Below are 15206 nucleotides of genomic sequence, written 5' to 3'. Positions count from 1 at the left end.
ACAATGGGTGGATGAAAGTCCGCACGCTGGCTGAGCTCAAGGCGTTCAAACGCGCCATGGCCGAACAGGCCGCCGCCGAAGCGGCCACCCAGGAGGCGGAGCGCCTGCTGCAGGTGCGCCGCGAGCGTGAGCAAAAACTGTTTGCGCTCGCCGTCGGGCCGGTGCAACCGCTGGCCGACAAAGGACGCATTCCGCCGCGCCGCGTGCCGGTCGACCCCCAACCCGTGCAGCGCATGCTCGACGAGGCTTCGGTGATGCGGGAAGCCCTGTCGGACGACTTCGATGTGGAGACGCTGCTGCACACCGATGACATGCTGAGCTACCGGCGGCCCGGTCTGGGCCCGGCGGTGGTGCGCAAGCTGCGCGAAGGCGGCTGGAGCATCCAGCGCCAGATCGACCTGCACGGGCTGCGCACCGACGAGGCCCGCGAAGCGCTTGGCCGCTTCATCCGCGAGGCGCACCAGAACGGCCTGCGCTGCGTTCGCGTGGTGCACGGCAAGGGTCTGGGTTCCCCCGGACGAACGCCGGTGCTCAAGCAGCGCGTGCTGCGCTGGCTGGTGCAGAAGAACGAGGTGATGGCTTTCGCGCAGGCGCGTCCGGCCGAAGGAGGCGCTGGCGCGCTGGTGGTGTTGCTCCGGCCGGGTTGAGGGCCCGCTACGGGCGCTGCGCGGGATAGCGGTGCTCCGGCAGGCCCGGCACATCGACCGCCACCGACAACACGCTGCCCGCCAGCGGCTCGCCACGGAGCTGCGCGCGGCCCAGGAATTTGCGGGCGGTGGTGATGTACAGCGTGCGCAGATCGGCACCCCCCAGGCAGACGCAGCTCGGGTTGGTAACGGGGAGTTCAATCACCCGATCCACCTTGCCGCCCGGCGTGTAGCGAACCACCCGGCCACCCGCAAAGATGGCATTCCACACGAACCCCTCGGCGTCCACGCAAGCGCCGTCTGGCCGGTCACGCGGACCGCTGTGGTCCACAAACACCCGCCGATTGGCCAGTGTGCCGGCGGCGGCGTCCATGTCGAACTGCCAGGTCACGTACCGGCGCGTGTCGGAGAAATACAGGCGGTCTTGCGCGGGTGAAAAGGCCACGGTGTTGGAGACGATCACGTCCTGGAACAGGCGGTGGGCCTGGCCTTGCGGGTCCACGCGGTAGAAGGCGCCGTTGGGCCGGTGAAGCTGGTTGTCCATGGTGCCGACCCAGAAGTTGCCCAGGGCATCGCAACGCCCGTCATTGAGTCGGTTGTCGTTCTGTTCAGGCTCGACCTGGCACACCAGCCGCAGCCCACCGGTTCCCATGTCGAACAGGTGCAGGCCCAGGTCCAGCGCGAGCATCACGCACTGGGGCTGGGTGGTCAGGGCCAGGCAGCCGACAAACTTCGCGTCAAAACCAAAAACATCGTGCCGGCCGGTCGCAGGATGAAAGCGCTGAAGCTTGCCGCCATCGATGTCCAGCCACAGCAGGCACTGGGTCTGTTCGCACCACAGCGGGGTTTCACCGAGCAGATCTTGCCCCGGGATCGCGCAGGTCACGGCGCTCATCGACGGGGCACCCCGCGACCGGTGGCCGCCTTCTCCACCACATTGCCCCAGGTCCCCACGTTGGCGGACTTCAGCAGCGGCGAAGCGTTGGAAGCCAGCGCCAGTTCTTCAGCCGCTCGCAACAACGCCGGACCAAACTGCAACATGCGCTTCAAGCCGAGGCGAGAGGTCGGCCCCGCGATGACGATGACGCCGGATGTGGCTTCATCGCCCTTGTGAATCGGTGCGGCCATGGAGCTCATGCCGGGCGCGTAGGCGTCTTGAATGACGCTGAATCCGCGCTTGCGGTGTTCGTCCAGCGTCTTGAGGAACGCCCTCACGCTGGTCGGCGCGTTGGGACCGTAATTTTTGGGAAGCCCCAGCCCTTGCCGCGTGACGTATTCGATCGCCACATCTTCCGGCAAGGTCATGAGCCAGGCCTGCCCCGCCGCGCTGCAGGACAGCCGCAGATCAATGCCCATGTCGGGGTCGTACAGCAAGCCGGACTTCGCGCCCTGCGCCTTCGCCACCAGCGTCAGCCGCTCGCCGTCGACGATGGCGAGCCGAACGAGCTCTTCGGTGACCGAAGCCAGCCGGCTGATCACAGGTTGCGCGATATCCACAACACCCGACTTGCTGAGAAAGCTCAAACCCATGGACGCCATCTTGGTGGTCAGCGCGTATTCGCCGCGCACCGGCAATTGCCGCACATAGCCGTACTTGATCAGCTCCTGCAAAGTGCGATGGCACCCACTGCGCAACTGATTGAGCTCGGTGGCGATCTGCGCCAGGCCAACACCATCGGGGTATTCCGTCAGGTACTCGAGGATCGACAAGGATTTTTCAAGCGCACCACTCATGTCTTTCCTTCAACAAAATCGTTCAAATTTTGAATGATATATTTTTATTGAATGCCTTTCAACTTTATGGCAGCATTCGCCACCTTGGAAACAACGATGAAAAGGTCGGCAGGCAATGTCTCTTCTTGGAAACGCGGCGCTCGCGATGTGGTGGGATATGGCGGCGGATCAGCGCGCGGAGTTTGAAGACTGGCATTCGCACGAGCATTTCACCGAGCGCATGTCCATCCCCGGTTTTCGTCGTGGCACGCGCTGGAGCAGCGCGGAGGGCGGAGAAGGCATCTTCCAGATGTACGAACTTGACGCGTACGACGTGGTCCAGTCGCCCGCCTACCTGGAGCGCTTGAACGCGCCCACGCCTTGGTCCACCAGAATGATGCCGCACCACCGCCACATGGTGCGCAGCCAGTGCCGCGTGCTGGCATCCGCAGGCGGTTCGGTGGCCAGGCACGCCCTCACCATCCGCCTCTCGCCCCGGCCCGGTTCGGAGGCTCGCCTGCAAGCCGCGCTCTCTGAACGCCTTCCCACCCTCGCTGCGCAACCGGGTTGCGTGGGCGCGCACTTGTTGCGCCACGAAACGCCACCCATCGCCGCCACGCGCGAGCAGCAGATACGGGGCAACGATCAATACGCCGACTGGGTGCTGGTGGTCGTGGGCTACGACCTGGACGCACTGCGCGCTCTGCAGGTCGGCGCGTTGTCCAGCACGGCCCTGGGGGAACTGGGTGCCGAAAACGGCGTGCTGGGTGCGTTGCATGCGCTCTGCCATTCCACCACCCCTGCGGATGTTGCTGCACCTGCAAAGGCAGCGGCCTGAGGCATGGCACGCAAGATTTTCATCGCGGCCCAAGGGCCATTTTCAACAACCAGGAGACAAGTCATGAAGGTTCGTCATTGGATGCTGGCCGCCACGCTGGCGGCGATCGGTGTGGGCGCGCAGGCGCAATCGCAGGAGCGGATCATTCGCTTCGGTCACGTGGTGCAACCCGGTCACCCCATCTCGCTGGGTGTCCAGAAGTTCGCAGAGATCGTCTCGGCGAAGACCGGCGGCAAGATCAAGGTGCAGGAACTGGGCGGCGGCACGGTGGGTGGGGAAGCCCAGCAACTGAGCGCCGTGCAGGGCGGCGTGCAGGACATGACCCTGCCCTCGGCCACCATCATGGGCGGCGTGATCAAGGAATACACCTTGCTCGACATCCCGTTCTCGTTCACCAAGGCCGAGCAGGTCGATGCGCTGGTGGCGGGGCCGTTTGGGCAAGCCCTGAGCGCCAAACTGGCCGACCGCGGCATGGTGGGCCTGGCGTTCTGGGAAACCGGCTTTCGCAACTTCACCAACAGCCGCAAGCCGATCGTCAACGTGGAAGACCTGAAGGGCCTGAAGCTGCGCGTGATTCCCAACCCCATGTTCCTTGAAAGCTTCGGCGCACTGGGCGCCAACCCGGTGCCCATGCCCTTCCCCGAGCTCTATGGCGCGCTGGAATCGAAAGCCATGGATGCACAGGAGAACCCGTTCTCGGTGGTGTTGACCAGCAAGTTCAACGAGGTGCAGAAGTACCTGAGCGTCACCAACCACGTGTACACCGCCAACCCGGTGGTCATCAGCAAGCGCACCTGGGACCGGCTCACACCGGAAGAGCAGAAGATCGTGCGTGAAGCAGCCGTGGAAGCCGGTGTGTTCCAGAAGAAGCTGAGCCGTGAAGCGGCCGGCGGCGCGCGCAAGGAACTCGAAGCCAAGGGCATGCTGATCAACGATGTGCCCGCCTCCACGCTGGAGAAAATGCGCGAACTGACCAAGCCGGTGGCAGACAAGTTTGCCGCCTCCTACGACCAGGCCATCGTCTCGATCTACCGCGCCGAGATCGACAAGGTGCGCGCCAGCATCAAGTAACACGCGGGTGGGCAGTGCTGCGCTAAGCTCTCCCTCACGGGGCCACGGTGGCCCGCTTGAGGAAACCACATGAGCCTGCCCACCCTGCGCGTGGTGTTTGTTTTTACCGCCGACGACCAGACCTGGATCCGGCGCTCGTCCATCACGGTTCCCCCGTTCTGGAACGGGCATTCGGTGCCCCCGGTTCGCGGCGACATTGTGCGGTTCCAGGGCCGGCAGTTCACGATTCAGGGTCGCGTCTGGGAACACGATGGCGAAGCGCCCACGCTCAAGCTCTACATGGGCGCAGCGCACGCACCCAGCGACACCGATTTCGGCACGCTCTGATCGGCGCCTCAGGCCGGCGTATTGCGCATCCAGTCGGCGGTCTGGAAAAAGCTGGTGCGCAGGCGCTCGCGCAGCGCCGCATCGACCCCAGTCTCACCCATGGCCTGGTCCATGCACGCCAGCCACTGATCGCGCTCGAGGATGCCGATGGCAAACGGCATGTGGCGCATGCGCAGGCGTGGGTGGCCGAACTGCTCGGTGTAGTGCTGCGGTCCACCCATCCAGCCGCAAAGAAACCAGAACAGCCGCTGGCGCGCGTTGTCCAGCGTGCTGCCGTGCGCCGCACGGAGTTCGCGGTAGCCGGGCTCGATGTCCATGAGGTCGTAGAAGCGGTCGACCAGCGCGCGGACCTTTTCCTCGCCCCCGATCCATTCGAACGGCGTATCGAAGCGCGCGGGCTCCTGCGGGTTGTGGATGGGGAGGTTCATGCGGTCGCCTTGCGCAAGGTTTCAACCACCGGCGTGCGCAACACACTGCGCAGGCCCCACCAGCCCGCCATGAGGGCCAGCACGGCCCCGGCGATGGCACCACCCAGCGGCACCCACGGAGAGGCGGTCCAGGAAAACTGGAACACGAAGCGCGCCAGCGCCCAGCCCACCGCGACCGCCACCACCGAGGCGAGGAAGCCCGCCAGCAGGCCCACGCCCAGCAGCTCGATACGCTGCACCTGCCGCAGCAGCTTCGACCCCGCCCCCACCGCACGCAGGATGGCGAATTCCCGCTCACGCTCGCCACGCGTGGCGGTGATGGCGGAGAGCAGCACCACCAGACCGGCGGCAAGCGTGAATGCAAACAGGAACTCCACCGCACTGATCACCTGACCCAGCACGCGCTGCACCTGCGCAATCGTCTGACTCATGTCGACGTTGGTGATGTTGGGGAATTGGCGCACCAGGGCGTTGTCGAATCCGTTGGTGCTACCTGCGGCCACCTCGGGCGCGCGGAACGCGCTGATGAAGCTCACCGGCACATCGGGCACCTGCGCCACGGGGAACACAACGAAGAAATTCACCCGCATGGAACCCCAGTCGACCTTGCGGAAACTGGTGATGCGGCCTTCGGTGATCTGCCCCGCGATGTCGAAGCCGAGACGGTCGCCGAGCTTGAGGCCCAGCTCCTCGGCCAGGCCGTCTTCCACACTGATCGCGTCGGCCTCGTTGTCGACCCAGCGACCCGAGCTCACCGGGTTGTGCTCGGGCAAAGTGGCGGTGTTGGAGAGGTTGAACTCGCGGTCCACCAGACGCTGCGCACGGTCGCTCGCGAAGTCTTCCGGATTCACGCTCTCGCCGTTGATGCGCACCAGCCGCCCCCGGATCATGGGGTACCAGTCGAAGCGCTGAACACCCGCGTCGCGCAAGGCCTTCTGGAAGGCTTCTCCCTGCTCGGGCTGCACGTTGATGACAAACCGGTTGGGTGCGTCGGGCGGCGTGGCGTTGCGCCAGCTGGCGATCAGATCGGTGCGCAGCAGCACCAGCAGCACCAGCGCCAGCAGGCCCACTGCGAGCGCGCTGATTTGAACCACGGCGTAGGCGGGACGAGCCGAGAGCTGCCGCGTGGCCATGACCAGTGCGCGAGGCGCGGTGGCCTCGTTCACGCTGGCTCGCAGCACACGCACGGCGGCGTAACTGGCGGCCGCGAACAACAGCACCGCGCCCGCAAAGCCACCCACCGCGATGGCGCCGAGCAGCAGGTCGCGGCTGGCGGCCAGCAGCAGCGCGGCGAAGCCCACGATGCCCAGACCGAGCACCGCGAGCGTGGCGGGCTTGAGTTGACCCACATCGCGCCGGATCACCCGCAAAGGCGGCACCTGCGCCAGTTGAAGCACCGGCGGCAGGCCAAAGGCCAGCATGAGTGTGAGCCCCATGCCCAGCCCCAGCAGCACGGGTGTCATGCCCGGCGGCGGGAGGCTCGCCTCCACCAGGCCAGCCAGCAGCAACACGAACGCGTGGTGCACGCCATAACCGATGAGCACGCCCAGCGCGCTCGCGGCCAGGCCAATGAGCACGAATTCCAGCGTGTAAGCGCGCGCCATGGTGCCTTGCGAGAGGCCGAGCACACGCAGCATGGCGCAATCGTCCAGATGGCGCTGCGCGAAACCTCGCGCCGCAATGGCCACCGCCACGGCGCACAGCAGCGCCGCCAGCAAGGCCACGAGGTTGAGGAATTTCTCGGCCCGTGCCAGCGTCTGCTGCATCTCGGGGCGACCGCCTTCGAGCGACTCGAGCCGCAGGCCGCGCACCCCAGGCTTCTTCATTTCTTCGTCCACCCAGCGGCTGAACTGCGCCACCCGCGCATCAGCCCCGGCCACGGCCAGGCGGTAATTCAGACGACTGGCGGGCTGCACGAGGCCGGTGGCGGCAAGGTCGCTGCTGGAAATCATCACGCGCGGCGCAAAGTTCATGAAGCCCGCGCCCCGGTCCGGCTCCACCACAACGATGCGTGCAATCCGGAATGAGGTGTCGCCCAGCAGCAGCGGGTCGCCCATCTTCAGGTCGAGCGCCACCAGCAGCGCCGCATCCACCCAGGCCGTGCCTGGTGCGGGGATCTCACGCGTGTCGGCGTCGGGCGAACCGGGCGCTTCAGCCACGCGCAGGGCACCACGCAATGGATAGCCCTCGCCCACGGCCTTCAGTGCCACCAGGCGCGCCGCACCGCCCTCTTCATCGCGCGCGCGGCCCATGGTGGGGAAACCCAGCGTCTGCGTGGTGGTGAGGCCGAGCGCGCGCGCCTGCGCCTCGAAGCTCGCGGGCGGCGCGTTGTCGCTGCTCACCACCGCGTCACCGCCGATGAGGGCGCGGGCATCGCGCGTCAGACCGTTCTGCAGGCGGTCGGCAAAGAAACCAACCGCCGTGAGCGCGGCCACCGCGAGCGTCACGGCCAGCATCAGCAGGCGCAACTCGCCCGCACGCCAGTCACGCACCAGAGAAGACCAGCCCAGGGTCCAGAAGCGGATCGGGAGCGAGGCAGGGGATGTACTCATTCTTGGACCTTATCGCATCAACAAACTCCACACATCGGACCGGCGCGAAGTGGATTGGTTCAGAACGCCGCGGAACTGGCTTTGCCAGGCCGCAGGCGTTGCCCCTGAGGGGTGACGCGCCGCAGGCGTGGCGCGGGGGGAGCCCTATTTCGTGCCAAAAATTCGATCGCCCGCGTCGCCGAGACCCGGAACGATGTAGCCGTGCTCGTTCAGTCCCCGGTCGACGGCGGGGGTGTACACCGGTACGTCAGGGTGCGCATCGTGAAAGGTCTTGAGTCCTTGCGGGCAGGTCACCAGACAGACGAAGCGGATCGAGCGCGGCCCGGTCTTCTTCAACCGGTCCACGGCGGCCACGGCCGAGTTGCCGGTGGCGAGCATGGGGTCGAGCACGATCACGTCGCGCTCGTGCATGTCCTGCGGCATCTTGAAGTAATACTCCACCGCCTGCAGGGTGGCCGGGTCGCGGTACAGCCCGATGTGGCCGACGCGCGCGCCGGGGATCACCTGCAGCATGCCGTCCAGGAAACCGTTGCCGGCCCGCAGGATGGAAGCCAGCACGATCTTCTTGCCGTCGATCACGCGGGAGGTCATCTTTTCCAGCGGGGTCTCGATCTCGATGTCCTGCATGGGCATCTCGCGCGTGAGCTCGTAAGCCAGCAGCGCGCTGAGTTCGTGCACCAGTTCGCGGAAACTCTTGGTGCTGGTGTCCTTGCGGCGCATCAGGGTCAGCTTGTGCTGCACCAGCGGGTGATCAATGACGTGAACTGCTCGGCTCATGGGGCCCCTCGGTGAAAGGACACCGAGTTTATGCCCGACCCGCAATTCGCCGCTTCAGGAGGGAATGGCGGCGCGATCGCGGGCGATGGGGGCCGCTGCCGGCACGGCATCGAGTTCCAGCCGCTGCGAGTTGGCGTAACAAAGAAAGTGCTTGTTGGTCGCACGCCCGATTGCACAAAGGCCCACTCGCTGGGCCACGTCCAGCCCCATCTGGGTGATGCCGCTGCGCGACACCACCACCGCCACGCCCATCTGGGCCGACTTGATCACCATCTCGCTGGTGAGCCGGCCGGTGGTGTAGAAGATCTTCTCGCCAGAGGGCAGCAAGGATTGGAGTGACATCCAGCCGGCGATGGTGTCGACCGCGTTGTGGCGCCCCACGTCCTCCACGAACAACTGCAGTTCTTCGCCACAGAACAGCGCACAGGCGTGCACCGAACCGGCCGATTTGTAGGTGCTCTCCTTGAGCCGGATCGCGTTGACGATGGCGTAGAGCTCAGACTGCTTCAACCCCGCCTCGGCGGGCAGCTGGATGCTGTCAATTTCGTCCATGAGGTTGCCGAACACGCTGCCCTGGCCGCAGCCGGTGGTGACCACGCGCTTCGATGTGCGCTCCTCGATTCGGTCGATTCCGTGACGGGTCTTCACCGAAACCGCGTTCACATCCCAATCCACCGTGACCGACTCGATCTCGTCGATCGAAGCGATCAGGCGCTGATTCAGCAAATAGCCCAGCACCAGCCACTCGGGGTGCGCGCCCAGCGTCATGAGCGTGACCAGTTCGCGCTTGTCCACGTACACCGTCAGGTCGCGCTCGGCGGGAATCGAGATGACCTCGCGCTGACCGTGCTCGTTCATGACCTCGACTTCACGGGTCAGCGGGGCACGGGCCTGGGTCAGTTGGGGCAAGGACATGGGACGAAGACTACCGCATGAAAAGGGCCGCCACCCGGAGGTGCGGCCCTGGGGGCTGCGCTGGCAGGGGTATCGGTTGTTACCCCGGCCGACACGCTCACTTCTTGGCGGGCGTGGCGGGACCGGCGGGCGCCTGGGTGCTCGGCGGGCTGACCGCAGTGGCGGCAGGAGAATGCGCACCGGCGGCTTCGGCCGGCTTGGGGGCCACGTAGGCAAACTGACCAGGATCGGTGCAGGTCGGTGCGGTGGCCACCGCAGGCTTCACCGATTTGCCCGACGCCGCGGCGGTCTTGAAATAGTTGCTGACCGCCTTGTCCATGGACATGCAGAGCTTGTAGGCGTCGACCTTGGCGGCCCAGGCGGTCCTGGCGGCAGTTTCGGCGGCTTTGGCTTTGGCTTCGTCGGTCGGCGGCGGCGGTGCGGGCAGCTTGGCGTGGGCAGCAAAAGCCATCAGCAGGGAGATGCACAGCAGGCTGCGTTTCATGGGGCTTCCTTGTCTCGGATCGTTGCGGTGGGTGACCATCTTCGGACTCAGACCTTGACCGTCTGACCGGTGTCGGTCGGGCCATTGGCGCTGCGCTGGGCGGGGATCTTGCCGGCCTTGATGTCGTCGTACCAGAGCTCATGGTGTTCCTTGGCCCAGGTCTCATCCACATAGCCGGTCTTCATGGCCTTGTAGGCGCCCTTCATGCCAATGGTGCCCAGGTAGATATGGCCCATGAACAGGCACATCATGAGCACCGCAGCGCTGGCGTGGATCATGTGAGCCCACTGCATGTTGCCCCGGGTGAATTCGACGGCGGGAACCAGCTTGTCGAGGAACAGGCCGGAGCCCACCACGATCAGGCCGAGAAAGAACACGCCAGCCCAGAACACCACCTTTTCGCCCGCGTTGAAGCGGTGTGAAGGCACTTCATGTTTACCGAGCAGGCCACCGCCCTTGAGCAACCAGGTTAGATCACCCTTTGCAGGCAGGTTGTCCTTGATGAAGGTCACGATCATGATCACCAGCGTGACGGCGAACAGGGGGCCCGCAAAGTTGTGCAGGTTCTTGAGCGCGTAGGTCAGCCAGCCAAACAGCGTGCTGCCGATGATGGGAAGCAGGAAGAACTTGCCGAAGGCCATGACGATGCCCGAAATGGCCAGGGCCACAAACGCGATGGCATTGAGCCAGTGCGCCGCCCGCTCCACGTAGGTGAACCGCTCGATCACGCGGCCGGTGGGCTGGCCGTGAAGGTCGATGGACCCTTTGGCCATGTAGAAGAGCGCGATGGCGAGCATCACGATCAGCAGCAGCGAGCCGCCGTAGGGAATGATCCAGTCGTTTCGCACCTGCCGCCAGGCTTCGCCGGCGTTGGTGACGCGCGAACCCGGGTACTGCACGAAGCCCTGAATGAGGTTGCCCGCCTCCGCGTACGGCAGGCTGGTGGTGCCGGTGACACCCTTGCCCACGTCGCGCCACATGGGCGCGTTGTTGCCGGGCTGCACCTTGCCGCGCTCTGCGTTGGTCTGCTCACCGTACTTGGGATCGGTGCTCGCATCGGGCGCGATCTCGAAGATGTTGGCGCTGCGTATGCCGCCTTGCTGCTGGGCAGCCGGCGCGGTTTTGGCGGGCGCCGGATCTTCCGGCACCGGCTCCACCTTCAAGGCCTGAGCGTTGGCCCAGCCGGCGCTCAGCGCCAGCACAGCTGCCGACCAAAAGACCGGCGAACTCAGGCGGCGCAAGCCACGTGTCAACAACGAAGTGGACATGGTTCGGCCTTACTTGCTGTTGCCCATGCGGGTGTAGTCGTTCTGCCCGTACTGCGCGCGCGACTTGAGCTGCTGCTCCCAGCTCGCCTTGTCGCCGGCCTTCCAGCCGGTCTGCGTGTACTGGCTCTGGCCGACGCCCTGGTAGGGCGCGCCGTCCTGCTTGACACCAGCGCCGTTCATTTCCTGGGGCTTGTCGCCACAGGCGCTCAACACCAGCGTCGCAGCAGCGAGCAGAGAAGAAAGGGTCAGGCGGCGGATCGTCATGACTTGGTCCCCTGTGCCGTGCCGTAGGCCGTGCCCCAGCCCCAGACCTCGGCGCCCTTGCCACGCTGCAACACGCGGTTGCGGAAGATGTCGGCCACCACGTCGCCGTCACCTGCCAGCAAGGCCTTGGTCGAGCACATCTCGGCGCAGGCCGGCAGCTTGCCTTCAGCCAGGCGGTTGCGGCCGTACTTTTCAAACTCGTCCTGACTGCCATGGGCCTCGGGACCACCGGCGCAGAAGGTGCATTTGTCCATCTTGCCGCGCACGCCGAAGGTGCCTTGCGATGGGAACTGCGGTGCACCGAACGGGCAGGCATACGAGCAGTAGCCGCAGCCGATGCACACGTCCTTGTCGTGCAGCACCACGCCTTCGTCGGTGCGGTAGAAGCAATTGACCGGGCAGACCGCCATGCAAGGTGCATCGCTGCAGTGCATGCACGCCACCGAGATCGACTTCTCGCCGGGCACGCCATCGTTGAGGGTGACCACCCGGCGGCGGTTCACGCCCCAGGGGACTTCATGTTCGTTCTTGCAGGCGGTGACGCAGCCGTTGCATTCGATGCAGCGCTCGGCGTCACAGATGAATTTCATTCGTGCCATGTTGTGCTCCTGGTCTTACGCTTTTTCGACGTTGCAGATCGTGGTTTTGGTTTCCTGCATCATCGTGACGATGTCGTAACCGTAAGTGGTACCTGTGTTGACGGCTTCGCCGCGCACCACCGGGAAAGCACCGTCCGGGTAGTAGGGCTTCATGTCCTCGCCCTGCCAGCGGCCGGAGAAGTGGAACGGTAGCCACACCGTGTCCGGACCAACACGCTCGGTCACAAGCGCCTGCACATTCATGCGTGCGCCGGTGGGCGTGTTCACCCACACGCGCTCGCCATTTCGCACACCGCGCGCGGCTGCGGTGGTGGGGTTGATCTCGACGAACATTTCCTGCTGCAGCTCGGCCAGCCAGGGGTTGGACCGCGTTTCCTCGCCGCCGCCTTCGTACTCCACCAGACGCCCCGAGGTCATGATCAGCGGGAACTTCTCGTGCATCTTGTCGGCCACGTTCTTTGACTGCAGCGACTTGTACAGCACAGGGAGTCGCCAGCGGGTCTTTTGATCGTCGTGGCTGGGGTACTTGGCAACAAGCTCGGGACGCGTGCCGTAGATGGGCTCGCGGTGCTGCGGCACGGCGTCTGGGAAGTTCCACACCACGGCGCGCGCCTTGGCGTTGCCAAAAGGATGGCAGCCGTGCGCCATGGCCACGCGGATGATCGCGCCGGTCGGATCAGTCTTCCAGTTCTTGCCTTCGGCGGCCTTCTGCTCGGCCTCTGACAGGTCGGTCCACCAGCCCAGCTTCTTGAGCAGCACGTGGTCGAACTCCGGATAGCCGGTGGTGATCTCCGCGCCCAAGGAGTGGGAACCGTCTTCAGCCAGCAAGTTCTTGCCCTCACGCTCCACGCCAAAGTTGGCGCGGAAGTTGCCGCCGCCGTCCATCACATGTTTGGAGTTGTCGTAGAGGTTCGGCGAGCCTGGATGCTTGATTTGCGGTGTTCCAAAACAAGGCCAGGGCAAACCGAAGTAGTCGCCGGTCATGTCGTAACCGGACTCTTTGTCGATCACCGTGCCCTTCACCTTCAGCGTCTTCACATCGAACGCATTCATGTTGCGCATGTGGGCCTTGAGGCGCTCCGGGCTCTGGCCGGTGTAGCCGATCGTCCAGACCGACTTGTTGATCTCGCGAAGGATGTCTTCCGGCACGGGCTCGTCCATGCCCTTGACCTTCTGCATCTTGTAGTTCTTGCTGAGCTCGGTCGCGAAGCCGAGTTTCTCAGCCAACTGATGCATGATCATGTGGTCGCTGCGGCTCTCCCACAGTGGCTCGATGACTTTTTCGCGCCACTGCAAAGACCGGTTGGACGCTGTGACGGAGCCACTGGTTTCGAACTGGGTCGCTGCCGGCAGCAGGTACACCGCGCGGTTGGGGTTGAGGTCTTCGGCCTTGCCGGGCATGGCCGCCATCGACGCAGTGGCTGAAGGGTACGGGTCCACCACCACCAGCAAGTCGAGCTTGTCCATGGCCCGCTTCATTTCCAGGCCGCGCGTCTGCGAGTTGGGCGCGTGGCCCCAGTAGAAGACGCCGCGCAGGTTCGGACCCTGGTCGATGAATTCGTTGTTCTCGAGCACACCGTCGATCCAGCGAGAAACCGTGATGCCGGGCTTCTCCATGGTTCCTTCGGCGTACTGCTTCTTGATCCACTCGTAGTCCACACCCCACACATTGGCAAAGTGCTTCCACGAGCCTGCTGCTAGGCCGTAGTAGCCGGGCAGCGAATCTGGATTGGGGCCGATGTCGGTTGCGCCCTGCACGTTGTCATGGCCGCGGAAAATGTTCGCGCCACCACCGGAAACACCCACGTTGCCCAGAGCAAGTTGCACGATGCAGGAGGCACGCACCATGGCGTTGCCGATCGAGTGTTGCGTCTGACCCATGCACCACACCAGCGTGGAGGGACGATTCTTGGCCATCATTTCGGCCACTTTGGCCATTTGCGCCTCGCCCACACCGCAAGCTTCTTCAACCTTGTCGGGCGTCCACTTGGCCATCACTTCGGCCTTGATGGCCTCCATGCCGTACACGCGATCGTTGATGTACTGCTTGTCTTCCCAGCCGTTCTTGAAGATGTGATGCAGCAAGCCAAACAGGAAAGGAATGTCGGAGCCGGAACGGATGCGCACGAACTCGTCGGCCTTGGCCGCCGTGCGGGTGAAGCGCGGATCGACCACGATCATCTTGCAGCCGTTTTCCTTGGCGTGCAGCATGTGCAGCATGGACACCGGGTGCGCCTCGGCAGCGTTGGAGCCGATGTACAACGCGCACTTGCTGTTCTGCATGTCGTTGTACGAATTGGTCATGGCGCCATAACCCCAGGTGTTGGCCACGCCGGCCACCGTGGTGGAGTGGCAGATGCGCGCCTGGTGATCGGTGTTGTTGGTGCCCCAGAAACTCACGAACTTGCGCATCAGATACGCCTGCTCGTTGTTGTGCTTGGACGAACCGATGAAGTACACCGAGTCCGGGCCACTGGCCTCGCGCAGTTCCTTCATCTTTGCGGTGATCTCGTTGAGCGCCACGTCCCAGCTGATTCGCTGGTACTTGCCGTTCACGAGCTTCATCGGGTAGCGCAGGCGGTATTCGCCATGGCCGTGCTCGCGCAGGGCTGCGCCCTTTGCGCAGTGAGCGCCCAGGTTGATCGGCGAATCAAACACCGGTTCCTGGCGAACCCACACGCCGTTTTCCACGATCGCATCGGTGGCGCAACCCACCGAGCAGTGGGTGCAGATGGTGCGCTTGACTTCGATCTTGCCGGTGCCGTCGATGGACTTGCCTTCAGCGGCCTTCGCCTTTTTTACCAGCGTGAGCTGCGTGGCCGCGAGGCCCACACCAACACCCAGGCCGGAACGGCGCAGGAAGCTCCGTCGATCCATGGTGGGCAGCGCAGATGACAGGCCGCGCTGAAGGTTGTGGACGAAGCCGGAGGAGCTGCGGGCAGCGTGGGCGCCCGAGGAGGATTTTTTGGTCAGCAACATGGGGGCTCCTGTGCGCTCAGATGCGGGTGGTCTGGTAGTACTGCTTGACGTGATCGCTCAAGCTGTAGCCCCCGCCCTTGGTCGGCGCTGGCTTGGGCACGGCGACGGTGGCCTCCGCAGGCACGCCGCGAGGAATCAGCGTGGCGGCAGCGGCCAGGGCACCCACGGTAGAAGCGCCGGCAAACAAGGTGCGGCGGTTGAGGCTCGTGCGGCCATCTTCGGGCGTGGATCGTGGGGACTTGTTCATGCATGTCTCCTGGTTGAACAGGGCTCGCAGCACAACGTGCGGGCCTTTTGCATACGTCGAATCTAACCCGCCCCCACAGCCTGTGCAAGCGACTCCC

16 protein-coding genes are annotated in these 15206 nt (G+C 64.7%); 4 read left to right on the top strand and 12 right to left on the bottom strand.

Annotated elements, in window-relative coordinates:
- Window positions 1–11 precede the first annotated feature (11 nt).
- Entirely contained in the window at window positions 12–647 is a 636-nt protein-coding gene (locus CAP37_RS02975) for a Smr/MutS family protein (protein ID WP_086122800.1), read from the top strand.
- A 7-nt stretch (window positions 648–654) separates the two neighbouring features.
- On the opposite strand, the gene CAP37_RS02970 is transcribed toward CAP37_RS02975, so the two are convergent.
- Together CAP37_RS02970 and CAP37_RS02965 are read right to left on the bottom strand one after the other, a co-directional pair.
- Window positions 655–1542 (bottom strand): SMP-30/gluconolactonase/LRE family protein, encoded by an 888-nt coding sequence (locus CAP37_RS02970; protein WP_086122799.1) that lies wholly within the window; start codon window positions 1540–1542, stop codon window positions 655–657.
- Window positions 1539–2381, bottom strand: a complete 843-nt coding sequence (locus CAP37_RS02965) for an IclR family transcriptional regulator (protein WP_086122798.1) — start codon at window positions 2379–2381, stop codon at window positions 1539–1541. Before CAP37_RS02965 ends, CAP37_RS02970 begins: the two co-directional genes overlap by 4 nt.
- A 115-nt stretch (window positions 2382–2496) precedes the next feature.
- Between CAP37_RS02965 and CAP37_RS02960 the strand changes: the two genes are divergently transcribed.
- The 3 genes from CAP37_RS02960 (at window position 2497) to CAP37_RS02950 (ending at window position 4596) form a co-directional block, all read left to right on the top strand.
- Complete coding sequence (locus CAP37_RS02960) at window positions 2497–3198, top strand: antibiotic biosynthesis monooxygenase (protein WP_086122797.1); 702 nt, start codon at window positions 2497–2499, stop codon at window positions 3196–3198.
- A 63-nt stretch (window positions 3199–3261) separates the two neighbouring features.
- Window positions 3262–4269, top strand: coding sequence for a TRAP transporter substrate-binding protein (locus tag CAP37_RS02955; protein ID WP_086122796.1), 1008 nt, complete (start codon window positions 3262–3264; stop codon window positions 4267–4269).
- Between the two features lie 69 nt (window positions 4270–4338).
- Entirely contained in the window at window positions 4339–4596 is a 258-nt protein-coding gene (locus CAP37_RS02950) for a hypothetical protein (RefSeq protein WP_086122795.1), read from the top strand.
- An 8-nt stretch (window positions 4597–4604) separates the two neighbouring features.
- Here the strand turns inward: CAP37_RS02950 and CAP37_RS02945 are convergent, their stop codons facing one another.
- The 10 genes from CAP37_RS02945 to CAP37_RS02900 all read right to left on the bottom strand — a co-directional run bounded on the left by CAP37_RS02945 (window position 4605) and on the right by CAP37_RS02900 (window position 15109).
- Window positions 4605–5024, bottom strand: coding sequence for a group II truncated hemoglobin (locus CAP37_RS02945; protein ID WP_086122794.1), 420 nt, complete (start codon window positions 5022–5024; stop codon window positions 4605–4607).
- The gene (locus CAP37_RS02940) at window positions 5021–7576 is read right to left on the bottom strand and encodes an ABC transporter permease (RefSeq protein WP_086122793.1); all 2556 of its coding nucleotides are present in this window, start codon (window positions 7574–7576) and stop codon (window positions 5021–5023) included. Before CAP37_RS02940 ends, CAP37_RS02945 begins: the two co-directional genes overlap by 4 nt.
- A 144-nt stretch (window positions 7577–7720) precedes the next feature.
- Window positions 7721–8353 carry a uracil phosphoribosyltransferase gene (gene upp, locus CAP37_RS02935; protein ID WP_086122792.1) on the bottom strand — a complete coding sequence of 211 codons (633 nt, stop codon included), beginning with the start codon at window positions 8351–8353 and terminating at the stop codon, window positions 7721–7723.
- A 54-nt stretch (window positions 8354–8407) separates the two neighbouring features.
- Window positions 8408–9268 carry a formate dehydrogenase accessory sulfurtransferase FdhD gene (locus CAP37_RS02930; protein WP_086122791.1) on the bottom strand — a complete coding sequence of 287 codons (861 nt, stop codon included), beginning with the start codon at window positions 9266–9268 and terminating at the stop codon, window positions 8408–8410.
- Between the two features lie 97 nt (window positions 9269–9365).
- Window positions 9366–9752, bottom strand: coding sequence for a hypothetical protein (locus tag CAP37_RS02925; RefSeq protein ID WP_086122790.1), 387 nt, complete (start codon window positions 9750–9752; stop codon window positions 9366–9368).
- A gap of 47 nt (window positions 9753–9799) precedes the next feature.
- Window positions 9800–11020 carry a formate dehydrogenase subunit gamma gene (locus tag CAP37_RS02920; protein WP_086122789.1) on the bottom strand — a complete coding sequence of 407 codons (1221 nt, stop codon included), beginning with the start codon at window positions 11018–11020 and terminating at the stop codon, window positions 9800–9802.
- Window positions 11021–11029: 9 nt separating this feature from the next.
- A complete protein-coding gene (locus CAP37_RS02915; RefSeq protein ID WP_086122788.1) occupies window positions 11030–11284 on the bottom strand; it encodes a hypothetical protein in 255 nt (84 codons plus the stop codon).
- Window positions 11281–11883 (bottom strand): formate dehydrogenase FDH3 subunit beta, encoded by a 603-nt coding sequence (gene fdh3B, locus CAP37_RS02910; protein ID WP_056272861.1) that lies wholly within the window; start codon window positions 11881–11883, stop codon window positions 11281–11283. Before fdh3B ends, CAP37_RS02915 begins: the two co-directional genes overlap by 4 nt.
- 15 nt (window positions 11884–11898) lie before the next feature.
- Window positions 11899–14862 carry a formate dehydrogenase subunit alpha gene (locus CAP37_RS02905; RefSeq protein ID WP_086122787.1) on the bottom strand — a complete coding sequence of 988 codons (2964 nt, stop codon included), beginning with the start codon at window positions 14860–14862 and terminating at the stop codon, window positions 11899–11901.
- A gap of 16 nt (window positions 14863–14878) precedes the next feature.
- On the bottom strand, window positions 14879–15109 hold the full coding sequence (locus CAP37_RS02900; protein WP_086122786.1) for a formate dehydrogenase: 231 nt from the start codon (window positions 15107–15109) through the stop codon (window positions 14879–14881).
- Window positions 15110–15206 lie beyond the last annotated feature (97 nt).

The organism is Hydrogenophaga sp. IBVHS1 (genome assembly GCF_002127265.1).
Taxonomy (GTDB): Bacteria; Pseudomonadota; Gammaproteobacteria; order Burkholderiales; family Burkholderiaceae_C; genus Hydrogenophaga.
Note: the sequence above shows the minus strand (reverse complement) of the source record. Positions and strands in the feature narration are given on the sequence as shown.

Excerpts from the sequence above, each read along its gene's own strand:
- CAP37_RS02900 (WP_086122786.1), bottom strand. The coding sequence starts at position 15,109 with ATGAACAAGTCCCCACGATCCACGCCCGAAGATGGCCGCACGAGCCTC.
- CAP37_RS02955 (WP_086122796.1), top strand. The coding sequence starts at position 3,262 with ATGAAGGTTCGTCATTGGATGCTGGCCGCCACGCTGGCGGCGATCGGT.
- CAP37_RS02940 (WP_086122793.1), bottom strand. The coding sequence starts at position 7,576 with ATGAGTACATCCCCTGCCTCGCTCCCGATCCGCTTCTGGACCCTGGGC.
- CAP37_RS02970 (WP_086122799.1), bottom strand. The coding sequence starts at position 1,542 with ATGAGCGCCGTGACCTGCGCGATCCCGGGGCAAGATCTGCTCGGTGAA.
- CAP37_RS02945 (WP_086122794.1), bottom strand. The coding sequence starts at position 5,024 with ATGAACCTCCCCATCCACAACCCGCAGGAGCCCGCGCGCTTCGATACG.
- CAP37_RS02905 (WP_086122787.1), bottom strand. The coding sequence starts at position 14,862 with ATGTTGCTGACCAAAAAATCCTCCTCGGGCGCCCACGCTGCCCGCAGC.
- fdh3B (WP_056272861.1), bottom strand. The coding sequence starts at position 11,883 with ATGGCACGAATGAAATTCATCTGTGACGCCGAGCGCTGCATCGAATGC.
- CAP37_RS02920 (WP_086122789.1), bottom strand. The coding sequence starts at position 11,020 with ATGTCCACTTCGTTGTTGACACGTGGCTTGCGCCGCCTGAGTTCGCCG.
- CAP37_RS02915 (WP_086122788.1), bottom strand. The coding sequence starts at position 11,284 with ATGACGATCCGCCGCCTGACCCTTTCTTCTCTGCTCGCTGCTGCGACG.
- CAP37_RS02965 (WP_086122798.1), bottom strand. The coding sequence starts at position 2,381 with ATGAGTGGTGCGCTTGAAAAATCCTTGTCGATCCTCGAGTACCTGACG.
- CAP37_RS02925 (WP_086122790.1), bottom strand. The coding sequence starts at position 9,752 with ATGAAACGCAGCCTGCTGTGCATCTCCCTGCTGATGGCTTTTGCTGCC.
- CAP37_RS02950 (WP_086122795.1), top strand. The coding sequence starts at position 4,339 with ATGAGCCTGCCCACCCTGCGCGTGGTGTTTGTTTTTACCGCCGACGAC.
- CAP37_RS02975 (WP_086122800.1), top strand. The coding sequence starts at position 12 with ATGAAAGTCCGCACGCTGGCTGAGCTCAAGGCGTTCAAACGCGCCATG.
- CAP37_RS02960 (WP_086122797.1), top strand. The coding sequence starts at position 2,497 with ATGTCTCTTCTTGGAAACGCGGCGCTCGCGATGTGGTGGGATATGGCG.
- upp (WP_086122792.1), bottom strand. The coding sequence starts at position 8,353 with ATGAGCCGAGCAGTTCACGTCATTGATCACCCGCTGGTGCAGCACAAG.
- CAP37_RS02930 (WP_086122791.1), bottom strand. The coding sequence starts at position 9,268 with ATGTCCTTGCCCCAACTGACCCAGGCCCGTGCCCCGCTGACCCGTGAA.